Below are 13428 nucleotides of genomic sequence, written 5' to 3'. Positions count from 1 at the left end.
GCTGTTCCAGAGGACGCTTTATTGTCGAGGGCTCCGTACTTCCACGTCCATCGTTACGGTTGAATGGCGTCCTTTGCGCCCGGATACCGGCTGTGTCAGCATGACCAGAGAGGAGCTCATCACCATCATCAAGCGAAAACGGAGCCTGCTGTGCGTGGGTCTGGACACGGAACCCCACCTGCTCCCGGAACATTTCCGCAGGCTGCACGATCCCGTGCGCGCCTTCAACCATGCCATCGTGAAGGCCACCAATGACCTCGCCGTGGCCTACAAGCTGAACTTGGCATTTTATGAGGCCAACGGAGCGGCGGGCTGGCGTGATCTGGAGAGCACGGTGGCCTACATCCGGAGCTTGGGTGATTGCCTGATCATCGCGGACGCCAAACGCGGGGACATTGGGAACACCGCCCGCAAATATGCCGAGGCTTTCTTCGATCATTTGGATTTCGACGCCGTCACCGTGGCCCCGTACATGGGCAGCGACAGCATCACCCCATTCCTCGGACGGCCCGGGAAATGGGCGATCGTATTGGCGGTAACCAGCAACGAAGGCGCGTTGGATCTCCAGTTCCTGCCAGTGGAGGACGGGCGTCAGCGCCTGTTCGAGCGGGTGATGGAACGCGCCGGCGAATTGGGCGGTGCGAACGAGCTCATGTTCGTGGTGGGCGCAACCCGGACGGAGGTCCTGCGGGAGGCACGAGCAATAGCCCCGGACCACTTCTTCTTAGTGCCCGGCGTTGGGGCGCAAGGCGGGAACCTCGCGGAAGTTCTCCGGGAAGGGATCACGAAGGACGGTGGTCTGTTGATCAACAGCTCCCGTGGTATCTTGTATGCGGGCAAGGAGGAAGAGGCCATCCCCAAGGCCCGGGAGGCCGCGGCGGTGTTGCAACTGACGATGGAGGCGGCGTTGCGTTCACGCGGCGTGATCGGTTGAATCCGGCTCGCAAGGTTTCTTTCATCACTCGATCCGGGTATATCCGTGTTCATCCGTAGTTGAAATTCAGGGACGGATGCGGATCGGAGGGGCGTAGCGCTATCTTATCGGCGGTTGATCGCCAAAATCGCCGTCATGGAGAGCCTTTCGTATCGTTCCGGGGATGCCTTTCCGATGCCGTCCAGCGAGGCGGATATCCTACTGGACCCGGCATTCCCCTATGGCGAAGATCTGTTGCAGCACATCTGGGAAGCCGGGCTTTACGATGGGGAAGACCTGCGCACTGCGGACGGGGAATCCTTGGAGGTGTTGAAGGCCGGACGGATCCAAGGCAACAGCGGCCCGGACCTGCAGGACGCTTTGGTGCGGATCGGCGAGCAGATCTGGGCGGGCAACGTGGAGGTGCATTTGCGCTCCAGCGAGTGGAACGCCCACGGGCACCAGCACGACCCAGCGTACAACAACGTGGTGTTGCATGCGGTCTACCTCCATGATGGGGACGTGCGCACGGAAGTGGGGAGGGAGCCGCCCACAGTGGAGCTGCGTTCGCGCATCAGTGAGCGGATCATCCGGCTGCATCATGCCCTGATGACCGCTAATGGCCCGGTGCCTTGCGCCTCCCGTTTGCCGAGCGTGGACAAGGGCCGCATCGGTATTTGGCTGGAGCGGCTGCTGGTGGAGCGCTTGGAGCGCAAGACTATGGAGGTGGAGGCACTCTATCGCCAGTTGGGCAACGACCCTGCGGAGACATTTCACCACATGCTGCTGCGCGGGCTGGGCGCGAATGTGAACGCAGAGCCTTTCGGGATGCTCGCACATGCCTTGCCATTGAAGCTCTTGCTGAAATACCGTGACGACCGCGTCCGGACGGAGGCGCTGCTCTTCGGGCAGGCCGGGATGCTCGCCGGGGAATTCACGGATGCACATCCTCGGCGTTTGCAGGAGGAGCATGCCCTGTTGGTTGGATTGCACGGTTTGACCCCGGCGCCCTCGGTGGCTTGGAAATTCGGTCGGATACGACCGGCGAACTTCCCTTCTCTGCGGATCGCGCAATGGGCCGCATTCACTACGTGCTCCGCCGATGCCCATGGTCAGTTGTTGGAACAGGACATCCCCGGCCCGCTCCGTGCCCTCCTGGAAGTGGAGGCCGACGGATATTGGCAGGAACACTACCGCTTCGATCAAGCCTCGGCACCACGGCCCAAACGCCTGGGCCGGTCCACTGCGGATGGCCTCATCATCAACTGCATCGTTCCCTACCTCTTCGCCATGGGGCGCATCCGTGGTCATCAGCCATGGATCGACCGTGCGTTGGGGCTGATGGAGCAGCTTCCGGTGGAGCGGAACAGCATCGTGGACATGTGGGCCGACTTGGGGGTACAAGCGGGAAATGCGGCACAGGGACAGGCCCTGATCGAGCTGAAGAAGCGCTATTGCGCGGAGCGGAAATGCCTTTCCTGTGCCATCGGAGCACAGTTGCACAAGCTGAGCGGTATCGATGCCAGGAAGTGTTGATCACTCCAAAAAAAACCACCGAGCAGCAAGCACCTGCCTAACTTGCGGCTTTATATGGCCGCGCCCGGCCCGATTAAGACCATGATCGACCGCATCAAGACTTTTTTTGAACGCTACGCTTTTGGCGTGTGTGAATGGTGGGCGCATAAGCTCAACATCAAGACGGAACAAGTGCGGCTCAGCTTCATCTATCTCAGCTTCGTCACGGCTGGCCTCAACGTGGTGGCCTATCTGGTGATGGCCTTCGTGCTTGAGCACAAGGAACGGATCAAGCGGCCTTTCGCCAAGCGGAGCACGGTGTGGGAGTTGTGAGCGGCCCGGCCCGATGACGAACAACGATATCCTCAAAAAACTGCGCGTGGCCTTGAAGCTGCGCGACACCGACATCGTGAAGATCATGGCCTTGGTGGATTTCCACATGACCACTTCCGAACTGGGCGCGTTCTTCCGCACGGAAGACCATCCCAAGTACATGGAGGCTGGCGATCAAGTGCTTCGGAATTTCCTCAATGGCTTGGTGATCCATCTGCGTGGGCCGATGCCGGAGAAGAAGAAGGTTTAGCTAACCCAGTTCATACAACCTCATTCACATGATCCGCTTAGCTTCGCCACATGAGGCTACTGATCACCGGAAGCAATGGCCTGCTGGGGCAAAAGCTCATTTCAGCACTGCGGAACGACCCCGATGTGGAGTTGCTCGCCACCTCGCGTGGTACCGACCGGACTTCGGTCCCATTAGGTGATCGCTACCGGGCATTGGATATTACGGACCCGGAGCAGGTGGACGCGGTTTTCGATGAGTTCCGGCCCGAGGTCGTGATCCACTCCGCCGCCATGACCAATGTGGACGCCTGTGAGCTTGACCCGGAAGCGTGCCGCCTACAGAATGTCATCGCCACAGAACACTTGGTGCGCGCGGCCAAGCGACATGGCGCCCATTTCATCTTCCTCAGCACGGACTTCATTTTCGATGGTGATAACGGGCCTTATAGCGAGGAAGATGAAGCTGCACCGCTGAGCATCTACGGTCAAAGCAAGTTGGACGGCGAGCGCATCGTGCAGGAAGCGGGGTTGGAACGTTGGGCCATTGCACGGACCATCATCCTCTACGGCATCGCCGAAGGATTGAGCCGCAGTAATGTGGTGCTCTGGGCGAAGGGCGCGTTGGAGAAGGGCGAACCCATCAAGGTGGTGGACGACCAATGGCGCATGCCCACCTTGGCCGAGGACCTTGCGGACGGCTGCATCCGCATCGCAAAGCGACATTCTACGGGGATCTATCACCTCAGCGGCCCGGACGGGATGAGCATACTGGAACTCGTGCAGCGCACCGGGACCTTCTTCGGCCTGGACACAGGTGTGATGACCCCGATAAAGAGCGATTGCTTGGGCCAACCCGCCAAACGGCCACCCGTCACCGGCTTCATCTTGGACAAGGCCCGCCGTGACCTCGGTTACGCTCCGCACGGCTTCGAGGCGGGGCTGGCCGTCCTACGTGATCAACTCGGTCAATAAGAGGATCACTATGGCACGTCGTCGCAGGGCCCGGCCATGGAGGGAGGAACTGAAGGACCTCTTCGCCATGCACCGTGGCGAGCGTCGGGCCTTTGCCGTCCTGCTTTTGCTGTGCTTGATCGGTGCGGCCTGGGTTACTTGGGAGCAATGGTTGCGACCACGGACTCTGGCTGATAAAGACCAACTGGAAGTGGCCTGGTGGGAGATGCAGGACAGCACCTCGGCCGGCAAAGCTCTCGCGGGAAAGTCATTTGACGACATCCATCTCTTCAAGTTCGACCCGAACGGCTTGCCCGTTGAGCAATGGACGGAATTGGGCCTCAGCGAAAAGCAGGCCGGTGCCATCCATCGCTACGAGGAGCGCGGCGGAAAATTCCGGACGAAGAAGGATGTGGCCAAGATGCGTGTTGTGGACCCGGAGCTCTACGCGCAATGGGAGCCCTTCATCCTGCTTCCCGACTCCCTCCCACGGAAGGAATGGAAAACATACGCCAAACAGGACCGCTGGCCGAGGGACAGCTCGCGTTGGGGATCCCGCGACCAAAAGCCCTTCTCTGGCCGGGAAAATGCGACGCCCATAGAACTGAACGGCGCGGATTCGGCGACGTTGGTGACCATACGCGGCATCGGTCCGTCCTTCGCGCGGGGCATCATCAAGTACCGTGATCGGTTAGGTGGCTTCGTCAGCTTGGACCAGCTCAGTGAGGTGTACATCCTGCGCGACAAGCCGGACGCGGTGGAGCGCATCAAGCCCAAGTTGACACTGGACCCGGCTTTGGTCAAGTACTTCCCCCTGAACACCTGCACCGCGGAAGACCTCGGCCCACATCCCTATTGCGGTTGGAAGGTCGCCAAGGCGCTCATCGCCTACCGGGATCACCATGGACCGTTCCCCGATGTGGCCGCGATCTCCAATTGCGTGCTGGTGACAGACAGCATCCGGATGCGGTTGTCGCCATACCTCACGGTAGGCCCATGAGCGTTGACGTCATTCCGGTCCGCCTGCCGCTATGAATGTCAGTATCTGCGGCTATCTGCGTCATCTGCGGTTTTTTGGATGGGGCATTTCTCTGCGGCAAAAGCGATGTGCGGCTCGCAGTGAATTCCATCCATGAACGGGATCGGTTTATTTTGCGGCCCCGTCCGGCATTCACGCTTCCATTAAAATCCGTCGGCGGGGAACGACCCCACATGGAATTCAGCACCACAGAGAACCGGCAGATGATCGCTCAGGCCGTGCGCGACCTCGTAGAACGTGAGGTACGGCCCAACCTCATGGACTGGGACGAAAGCCAGCACATGCCCATCGACCTCTTCAAAAAGCATTTTGGCCCGTCCGGCATGTTGGGCGTGCTGGTGCCGGAGGAATACGGAGGCGCGGGCTTAGGCTACCACGAATATGTGGACACCATCGTGGAGGTGGCGCGGGTCTGCGGCAGCATCGGCCTCAGCGTGGCCGCGCACAACTCGCTCTGCACCGGCCACATCATGTACTTCGGTAACGACGCACAGAAGAAGCGCTGGCTCACCAAGCTCGCTACCGGCGAATGGCTCGGCGCTTGGGCGCTCACCGAGGCCGGCACCGGCAGCGACGCCATGCGCATGGCCACCACCGCTAAGAAGGAAGGGAAGGAGTGGGTGCTGAACGGTACCAAGAACTGGATCACCCACGGTATCAGCAGCGATGTGGTGGTGGTGATGGCCCGCACCGGCGAACTGCTGGACAGCAAAGGCATGACGGCCTTCGTGGTGGAGCGCGGAACGCCCGGAATGAAGGGTGGCAAAAAGGAGAACAAGCTCGGCATGCGCGCCAGCGAGACCGCCGAGGTGATCTTTCAAGATTGCCGCATCCCGGAGGAGAACGTGCTCGGTGAAGTAGGGCAGGGGTTCCAGCAGGCCATGAAGGTGCTCGACGGCGGAAGGATCAGCATAGCAGCGCTTTCGCTTGGCATCGCGAAGGGCGCATTAGACGCCAGCGTGGCCTATTCCAAGGAGCGGCACCAGTTCGGCAAGCCCATCTCGGATTTCCAGGCCATCAGCTTCAAGCTCGCCGACATGGCCACACGCATCGAAGCCTCCGAGCTGCTTATCCGCCAGGCTTCGGACATGAAGAACAAGGGCCAGCGCATGACCAAGGAAAGCGCCATGGCCAAGTACTACGCCAGCGAGGTGAGCGTCTACGCCAGCACGGAGGCCGTGCAGATCTTCGGCGGCTACGGCTATACCAAGGATTTCCCGGTGGAGAAGTTCTATCGCGACAGCAAGCTCTGCACGATCGGCGAGGGTACTTCGGAGATCCAGAAGCTGGTGATCAGCAGGGAGGTGTTGCGGTAGGGGATCGGATCCGCGTGATGGGCCTTGGTAGAAATGCCTTTTTGTTCTCAAAGAACAGAACCAAAGAAACTTTGACTATCTTTGCCCCGTTCAACGCAAACCGATGACCGTGAAAGAGACCAAACTGACCAAGGACCAACAGGAACTCATTGAGCGCGTGGGGGTCATTTTCGAAGGCAGTGGCATGGCTCCGGCACCGGCCCGCGTGTCCGCCTTGTTGATCGTGACCCCTGAGGCTGAGCTGCCCTTTGATGACATCAGCCGCTTGCTCAAACTGAGCAAGAGCGCCACCAGCAATGCCCTGAATTTTTTGATGAACATGGGCAAGGTGGAGTACATCACCAAGCCGGGCGAGCGCAGGCGCTACTTCCGCGTAAGGGTGATGTCCTGGAAGGAGGACATGCTGAAAGCATTTCAGGGACTCTCTGCCATGAGCACCGCATACAAGGACGTGCTGGCCCAGCGGCCGAAGACCACGCGGGATTTCAACCGCGGCCTGACCGACATCGCGGCCTTCATCGACCACATGGTCGAGGAACTGCCCGAGCTCTTCAAGAAGTGGGAGCAGAAGCGCTAACGTTTTTTTTGCGCTGGTAAGTTCCTTAAACACAGAACAAAAGAGTAAGTACCAAACCGATGATCTCAATTAGAACAAAAAGCAACCTGATGGCCCTTTTCGCCATGCCGCTCCTGCTCGTACTTGGAGCACCAACGGCTTCCGCACAGGAGACCATGGACCTGAAGGCGATCCTGCAACAGGCCGTTGAGCACAACACCAACGTGCGCAAAGCCGCGATGGACCAGGATGCAGCCCGCTACAAAGTGGCGGAGACCCGCGCCGACGGTCTTCCACAGATCACCGCGCAGGCCGACCTGAGCTACTTCCCCAGTATTGCCACGCAGCTTTTGCCGGGCGAGATCATCGGACAGCCGGGCACACAGGTGCCGGTGCAGTTCGGCACCAAGTACAACGCCACGGTGGGCGGCAAGGTCACGCAGATGCTGTACGACCAGCGCTTCCTCACCGGAATGCAGGCGGCCAAAGGTGCTGCGGAGCTCTACGAACTGCTGCATCTACAGACCGAGGAACAGGTGGTCTACGAAGTGGCCACGGCCTACTACCAAATCATGGACCTGGAGGCCCAGCAGGCCAGCGTGGACAGTCAATTGGTGACCATGACGGAGCTGGAACGCATCACCCAGCTGCAGGTGGAGAACCAGTTCAAGCGCAAGCTGGACCTGCAACGCGTGCAAGTGAACCGCCAGAACGCCGTGACACAGCGTGACGGCCTTGCGCTGGGCGCGGAACAACAGGTGAACTACCTGAAAGTGCTGATGGGCATGCCGGTATCGGCGGAGCTCGTATTGGCACAACCCGCCAACATGGGCGTCGGCAAGCCCCAGCCTGCGGGCGGATCCCTTTCCGCAGGTCGCACGGACATCAAGGTGCTGGAGCAGCAGATCACCTTGCAGGACCTGAACATCCGCGCCACCCGTGCGGGATACGTGCCAACGCTCAGCGCCTTCGGCTCGCTGAATTACCAGGCACAGCGCAACGAGTTCAACTTTTTCAACAGCGATCAGGACTGGTTCCAAAGCGCCACCATCGGCGGCACACTGGCCATCCCTATTTTCGACGGGCTGCGCAAGTACAACAAGGTGGCCCAGCAAAAGGTGGCGCAATTGCAGTACCAGGCCGACCTGGAACACACCGGCAACGCGCTGGCCATGGAAGAGCGCAACGCTATCGCGGCGCTGGACAACAGCTGGAGCACGGTGGAAGCGCAGGCCAGCAATCTGGTGCTTGCACAGAATGTGTACAGCCAGACCAACAGCCTGTACGAGGAAGGCATCTCACCGCTCACCGACCTGCTCAATGCCGACCAAGCCCTGAGCGATTCACGCACGGCCTACCACAGCGCCACGCTCAAATACAAACTCGCCGAACTGGACCTGCTCAAAGCACAGGGCGGACTTAAAACCCTGATCCAATGAGCAACGACACCACTGCACCATCGAACAAGAAGAACGGAAACAAGACCATGAAAAAGATCATTTGGACATCGGCCATCGTCGCGCTGATCGTACTGGCCGGCTTTAAACTGAACGCCAACCAGGAAGAAACGAAGGCTGAAGCCGCACTCAGTGAAAAGGTGAGCGAAAGCATCCCGGTGGACCTCGGCACTGCGGAACTGGAGACATTGAAAGACGCCTATACCGCAAGTGGAAGTTTGGAAGCGGCTGTGGACATCAGCATTGTTTCGGAAACACAGGGCACCATTATCCGCCTGCTGCACAAGAAGGGCGACCGTGTGCGCAAAGGAGAATTGCTGGCCCAAGTGGAAAGCAGCGCGCAGAACGCCGAAGTGCTGGCCATGCGTAACCAGTTCAAGAAAGCCGAAGCGGACTTGAAGCGGGCGCAAAACATGGCGGCTGGCGGTGCCATGACCGAACAACAAGTGGAGCAGGCGGACCTCGCCATGCGCAACGGCGAAGCCCAACTGAAGGCTGCCGAGGACAAGCTGCGGAAAACATCCATCACCGCGCCGGTGAGCGGCTACATCAACGACGACCATGTGCAGCTCGGTTCCTACATCAACCCCGGCATGGCCATGTTCCAACTGGTGGACATCAGCACCCTGAAGCTGAACGTGAAAGTGCCCGAAAGCCGTGTGTTGGACATGGCCAAAGGAAAATCCGTGGACATCACTCTGAAGGTGCTGCCCTCCACTACGTTCTCCGGCACCATCATCTCGGTGAGCATGAAGGCCGATGACGCCTTGAAGTACGACACCGAGATCGAGCTGAAAAACGAAAAGGGCAGTCCGTTGAAGGCCGGTATGTACGCCGTTGCCACCTTCAAGGAGCAGAGCGACAAAACCTTTCTCACCGTGGACCGGAATGCGCTTGTGGGCAGCGTGAAAGCACCGCAGGTCTATGTGGTCCGGGACAGCATCGCCCGCCTGCGCGATGTGGTGATAGGGCAGGTGACCGCCGACAAAATGGTGATCGAGAGCGGCCTCGAAGCCGGTGACCGCGTGGTCCTCAGCGGCCAGATCAACCTGACCGACAGCACCAAGGTCCGCGCCATCGCGCACTGACCCCAAACCTTACAACACTATGAAGATCACACGTCTTTCGATCACCCGGCCCACGCTTGTGGTGGTGGTGATGACCCTTTTGGTCGGGCTTGGCCTGTTCACCTATGGTGCGCTCAACTACGAGCTGCTGCCCAAGATCACCTCGCCCGTACTGTCTGTAAGTACGGCCTATCCCGGCGCTTCGCCCGGCGAAGTGGAGAACACGGTTACGAAGAAATTAGAGGATGCGCTCTCCTCGCTGGAAGGCGTGAAAAAGATGAGCTCCACAAGTATGGAGGGCTTCTCCTTGATCACCGTGGAACTGGTGAACGATGCCGATGTGGACCTTGCCTTGCAGGACGCACAGCGTAAAGTGAACGCGATCCTCGGCGACATGCCGGATGAAGCGAAGACGCCCTCGTTGGGCAAGTTCGACATCAGCGCAATGCCGATCATGAACCTCGGCGTCGCCGCTCAGGTGCCGCCGACGGAACTCTATGATCTGGTGAAGAACAAAGTGCAACCCGCGTTGGCGAAGATCCCCGGCGTGGCACAGGTGAACATCCAAGGTGGGCAGGAGCGCGAGATCATCGTGAACGTGGATGCCGACCGATTGGTGGCCTTCAAGTTGAACATGAGCGATGTGACTGCCGCAGTGCGCTATGACAATGTGGATTTTCCCACCGGGAAGGTGAAGCGCGCGGACGGCCAGACCCTGATCCGCTTGAGCGGCAAGTACACCACCGTTCAGCAGTTGAACGACCTGGTAGTGAAACGGCGCGTGGACGGCTCCTTGATCCACCTTTACGAACTGGCGGAGGTGAAGGATGGCGAGAAGGACCCGGAGATCCTCAGTCGTGTGGACGGAGCTGACGCGATCGGCCTTACCATACAGAAACAGACGGACGCTAACGCCGTGACTTTGAGCGAGGAGGTGCGTGCGCGGATCGCCGAATTGGAAAAGACCTACGCCACAGCCGGGCTCAACTTCAGCATTCCATCGGACACCTCAGAGTTCACGCTGGAGGCGGCTGACCACGTGATCTTCGATCTGCTGCTCGCCGTGGTGCTGGTAGCCCTGGTGATGCTGCTCTTCCTGCACAGCATCCGTAACGCTGTGATCGTGATGCTCGCAGTGCCCGCGGCGTTGATCGCCACGTTCACCATGATGTATTTGATGGACTTTTCGCTGAACCTGATGTCCCTGCTCGGCCTTTCGCTGGTGGTGGGCATCCTCGTGGACGATGCGATCGTGGTGGTGGAGAACATCCACCGGCACATGGAAATGGGCAAGTCCGCAGCACAGGCGGCTTATGACGGCATCCGCGAGATCGGCCTCACGGTGATCTCCATCACCCTGGTGATCGTGGCGGTGTTCCTGCCCATCTCGCTCACCGGCGGCATGATCAGCGACCTGCTGTTCCAATTCTCCCTCGTGGTGGCAACGAGCACGCTGCTCAGCCTGTTCATCGCCTTCACCATGGTGCCGCTGCTTTCCTCGCGTTTCGCGAAGTTGGAGCACCTCAACGACAAAACCGTGATGGGCCGCTTCTTCCTCTGGTTCGAGCGTGTGCTCACCAGCATTGAGAAAGGCCTTACCGATCTGCTGCAATGGTCCTTCGGCCACAAGCGCTGGTTGTTCGGGATCACGCTCGTTATGCTGATCGGCTCTTTCGCCTTGGTGGGCATGGGCTTCATCGGCGCGGAATTCGTCGCGGCCGGTGATCGTGGCCAGTTCTACGTGCGTGTGGAACTGCCCAAGAACGCAACATTGGAGCAGACCGATCAGATGACGAAGCAGGTGGAGCATTTCCTTGCGGAGAACCACTTGGTAAAGAGCATCGCCACCACGGTCGGCCAAGCGAGCGGTCGTATGAGCACTACTTCAACGCCGTACATGGCCGAGGTGAACGTAAGCTTGGTAGCGGCGGAAGAGCGCACCCAAAGCACCGCACATTTTGCACGGGAGACGAAGATAGCGCTGGAAGAAAAGTTCGCCGGTGCCAAGTTCAGCACAGTGCCCGTGAACATCATGGGCAGCGCTGACGAGGCACCTGTGAACGTGATCGTGCAAGGCCCCGACCTCGATAAGCTGATCGCTGCGGCACCCTTGGTGATGGATGCCGTGCGAAAGGTCAGAGGCACCGCGGAACTGAAGACCACTGTGGAAGGCGGGAACCCGGAGATCGACGTGCAAGTGGACCGCGCCAAGATGGCCGCCCTCGGCCTCACCATTGACAAGGTGGGCGGCAATATGCGCGCGGCCTTCAGTGGTGACCGCAGCACCAAGTACCGCGATGGCGACAACGAGTACGACATCGTTGTGCAACTCGATGGATTTGACCGCCGTGCGGCAGCCGACGTGGGGGCACTGACGTTGATCAACGAGGACAAGGAGGCCATTCAGGTCGGTCAGTTCGCCAACATCGGCGAGACCACCGGTCCTTCCAAGCTGGAGCGCATTGACAAGGTTCCTTCACTCTCCGTGCAGGCGCAGGTGTTGGGCCGCCCGGTAGGAACCGTTGGAGAAGAAGTGAAGCAGGCCGTGGGCAAGCTGGACCTGCCCGACGGGGTAACCGTGAAGATGGGCGGGCAGTTGGAGCAACAGGGTGAAGCCTTCGGAAGCCTTGGCCTCGCTTTGCTGGCGTCGCTCGTTCTCGTGTACCTGATCATGGTGGTGCTGTACGACAACTACGTGCATCCGCTGGTGGTGATGTTCTCGCTGCCGTTGGCGATCATCGGCGCATTTATCGCGCTGGCGCTCGCCAAACAATCGCTCAGCATCTTCTCCATCTTGGGCTTGATCATGTTGATCGGACTTGTGGCGAAGAATGCGATCCTGGTAGTGGACTTCACCAACCAGATGATCGCCGCCGGGCAGGACGTGAAGACCGCTTTGGTCCACGCTGTGCAGACCCGCTTCCGCCCCATCCTGATGACCACGCTCGCCATGGTGTTCGGCATGATGCCGATCGCCTTGGCCACCGGTGCCGGTGCGGAATGGAAGAACGGCCTCGCTTGGGTGCTCATCGGCGGGTTGACCAGCTCGATGTTCCTCACGTTGCTCGTGGTGCCGGTGATCTACTACCTCTTCGACCGCATCATGGAGCGCTTCGGCTGGAACAAGAAAACGGTGATCGAACTGAACGATGATGAACTCCACAACAGCGAGGTGATGGAAGCGCTGAAGAAGAAGAAGGAGACGCGGACCAACGGAGTTGCAGGAAGGGAGGTCTCTGGCGACCCCGCGATCGCATAGCACGGCATGACCGCACGTCCGTGATCGCCAGCGCGGGTGGGCAAGACAAGTGGAAGGAACAACAACAAACAAAAAACGAACAAAAGATGAAGACCAACATTTTCCTCGCGACAGCGCTCACCATGGTGCTGTTCACAACGAATGCAAATGCGCAAAAGGGACTCTCCTTCAGTGTGAAGACGATGGCGGAGAATTCATGGATGTTGAACAAGGACGACATGGATAGCGATGACCTGAATTACAAATTCACATTTGCACCTGCGGTCGGGTTGGGTATCGGTTACGGGATCACGGATCATTTCGGGCTTGGGGTGGATGGGATCCTCTCCTTCCAAGGCCAACGCTACAAGGTGGATGATGCAGTGTTCATCCAACGCAACAACTATTTGAAGATCCCTTTGATGTTCATCTATAATACAAACTCTGAGAAGTTTGTGTCCATCGTGTTGAAAGCAGGGCCGCAGATCGGGATCCTGATGGGTTCCAAGTTACTGGATGAGGATCTGGACAAGATCAATGGTGATACGAAGAGCAACTACGAGGACCTTGACTTTGGTGTTATGCTCAACGCGGGGGTTGCCTTCCGAATTTCCGATGTGTTCAGGATCAATGCCGGACTTCGCGGGGACTTCGGGTTCGGCAATACGGAGAATGAGGACCGCTTGGGCTATCCTGCCGACAGGGCCTCAACCCATAACTTGACCACCGGTCTGGAACTGGGCGTTTCCTATTTCCCGCATTGACCGCTCAACGTTTCAGGTCCCGATCATTTGAACGAGATCCGGGACCGC

At 59.1% G+C, this 13428-nt stretch carries 12 protein-coding genes; all 12 read left to right on the top strand.

Annotated elements, in window-relative coordinates; all coding sequences use genetic code 11:
* Positions 1–100 precede the first annotated feature (100 nt).
* A complete protein-coding gene (pyrF, locus tag IPP95_06500; protein QQS73856.1) occupies positions 101–934 on the top strand; it encodes an orotidine-5'-phosphate decarboxylase in 834 nt (277 codons plus the stop codon).
* Positions 935–1069: 135 nt separating this feature from the next.
* Complete coding sequence (locus tag IPP95_06495; protein QQS73855.1) at positions 1070–2449, top strand: DUF2851 family protein; 1380 nt, start codon at positions 1070–1072, stop codon at positions 2447–2449.
* An 81-nt stretch (positions 2450–2530) separates the two neighbouring features.
* Positions 2531–2761 (top strand): PspC domain-containing protein, encoded by a 231-nt coding sequence (locus IPP95_06490; protein QQS74210.1) that lies wholly within the window; start codon positions 2531–2533, stop codon positions 2759–2761.
* 13 nt (positions 2762–2774) lie between these two features.
* Entirely contained in the window at positions 2775–3011 is a 237-nt protein-coding gene (locus IPP95_06485; protein ID QQS73854.1) for a DUF1456 family protein, read from the top strand.
* 50 nt (positions 3012–3061) lie between these two features.
* The gene (locus tag IPP95_06480) at positions 3062–3964 is read left to right on the top strand and encodes an SDR family oxidoreductase (protein QQS73853.1); all 903 of its coding nucleotides are present in this window, start codon (positions 3062–3064) and stop codon (positions 3962–3964) included.
* Positions 3965–3974: 10 nt separating this feature from the next.
* Positions 3975–4943 (top strand): helix-hairpin-helix domain-containing protein, encoded by a 969-nt coding sequence (locus IPP95_06475; protein ID QQS73852.1) that lies wholly within the window; start codon positions 3975–3977, stop codon positions 4941–4943.
* 212 nt (positions 4944–5155) lie between these two features.
* Positions 5156–6298 (top strand): acyl-CoA dehydrogenase family protein, encoded by a 1143-nt coding sequence (locus tag IPP95_06470; protein ID QQS73851.1) that lies wholly within the window; start codon positions 5156–5158, stop codon positions 6296–6298.
* 103 nt (positions 6299–6401) lie between these two features.
* A complete protein-coding gene (locus IPP95_06465; GenBank protein ID QQS73850.1) occupies positions 6402–6875 on the top strand; it encodes an ArsR family transcriptional regulator in 474 nt (157 codons plus the stop codon).
* Positions 6876–6964: 89 nt separating this feature from the next.
* Positions 6965–8293, top strand: coding sequence for a TolC family protein (locus IPP95_06460; protein ID QQS73849.1), 1329 nt, complete (start codon positions 6965–6967; stop codon positions 8291–8293).
* Positions 8290–9399: an efflux RND transporter periplasmic adaptor subunit gene (locus tag IPP95_06455; protein QQS73848.1), complete on the top strand. Its 1110-nt coding sequence runs from the start codon at positions 8290–8292 to the stop codon at positions 9397–9399. Before IPP95_06460 ends, IPP95_06455 begins: the two co-directional genes overlap by 4 nt.
* A gap of 19 nt (positions 9400–9418) precedes the next feature.
* Entirely contained in the window at positions 9419–12637 is a 3219-nt protein-coding gene (locus tag IPP95_06450) for an efflux RND transporter permease subunit (protein QQS73847.1), read from the top strand.
* Between the two features lie 86 nt (positions 12638–12723).
* A complete protein-coding gene (locus tag IPP95_06445) occupies positions 12724–13380 on the top strand; it encodes a PorT family protein (GenBank protein QQS73846.1) in 657 nt (218 codons plus the stop codon).
* Positions 13381–13428 lie beyond the last annotated feature (48 nt).

The sequence above is a fragment of the Flavobacteriales bacterium genome (assembly GCA_016700415.1).
Lineage (GTDB): Bacteria > Bacteroidota > Bacteroidia > Flavobacteriales_F > PHOS-HE28 > PHOS-HE28.
This window is presented reverse-complemented; position numbering and strand designations above follow the sequence as displayed.

Bases quoted from the DNA above. Each gene is read 5' to 3' on its own strand.
- IPP95_06475 (QQS73852.1), top strand. From the start codon at position 3,975: ATGGCACGTCGTCGCAGGGCCCGGCCATGGAGGGAGGAACTGAAGGAC.
- IPP95_06470 (QQS73851.1), top strand. From the start codon at position 5,156: ATGGAATTCAGCACCACAGAGAACCGGCAGATGATCGCTCAGGCCGTG.
- IPP95_06480 (QQS73853.1), top strand. From the start codon at position 3,062: ATGAGGCTACTGATCACCGGAAGCAATGGCCTGCTGGGGCAAAAGCTC.
- IPP95_06450 (QQS73847.1), top strand. From the start codon at position 9,419: ATGAAGATCACACGTCTTTCGATCACCCGGCCCACGCTTGTGGTGGTG.
- IPP95_06445 (QQS73846.1), top strand. From the start codon at position 12,724: ATGAAGACCAACATTTTCCTCGCGACAGCGCTCACCATGGTGCTGTTC.
- IPP95_06460 (QQS73849.1), top strand. From the start codon at position 6,965: ATGGCCCTTTTCGCCATGCCGCTCCTGCTCGTACTTGGAGCACCAACG.
- IPP95_06455 (QQS73848.1), top strand. From the start codon at position 8,290: ATGAGCAACGACACCACTGCACCATCGAACAAGAAGAACGGAAACAAG.
- IPP95_06490 (QQS74210.1), top strand. From the start codon at position 2,531: ATGATCGACCGCATCAAGACTTTTTTTGAACGCTACGCTTTTGGCGTG.
- IPP95_06485 (QQS73854.1), top strand. From the start codon at position 2,775: ATGACGAACAACGATATCCTCAAAAAACTGCGCGTGGCCTTGAAGCTG.
- IPP95_06495 (QQS73855.1), top strand. From the start codon at position 1,070: ATGGAGAGCCTTTCGTATCGTTCCGGGGATGCCTTTCCGATGCCGTCC.
- IPP95_06465 (QQS73850.1), top strand. From the start codon at position 6,402: ATGACCGTGAAAGAGACCAAACTGACCAAGGACCAACAGGAACTCATT.
- pyrF (QQS73856.1), top strand. From the start codon at position 101: ATGACCAGAGAGGAGCTCATCACCATCATCAAGCGAAAACGGAGCCTG.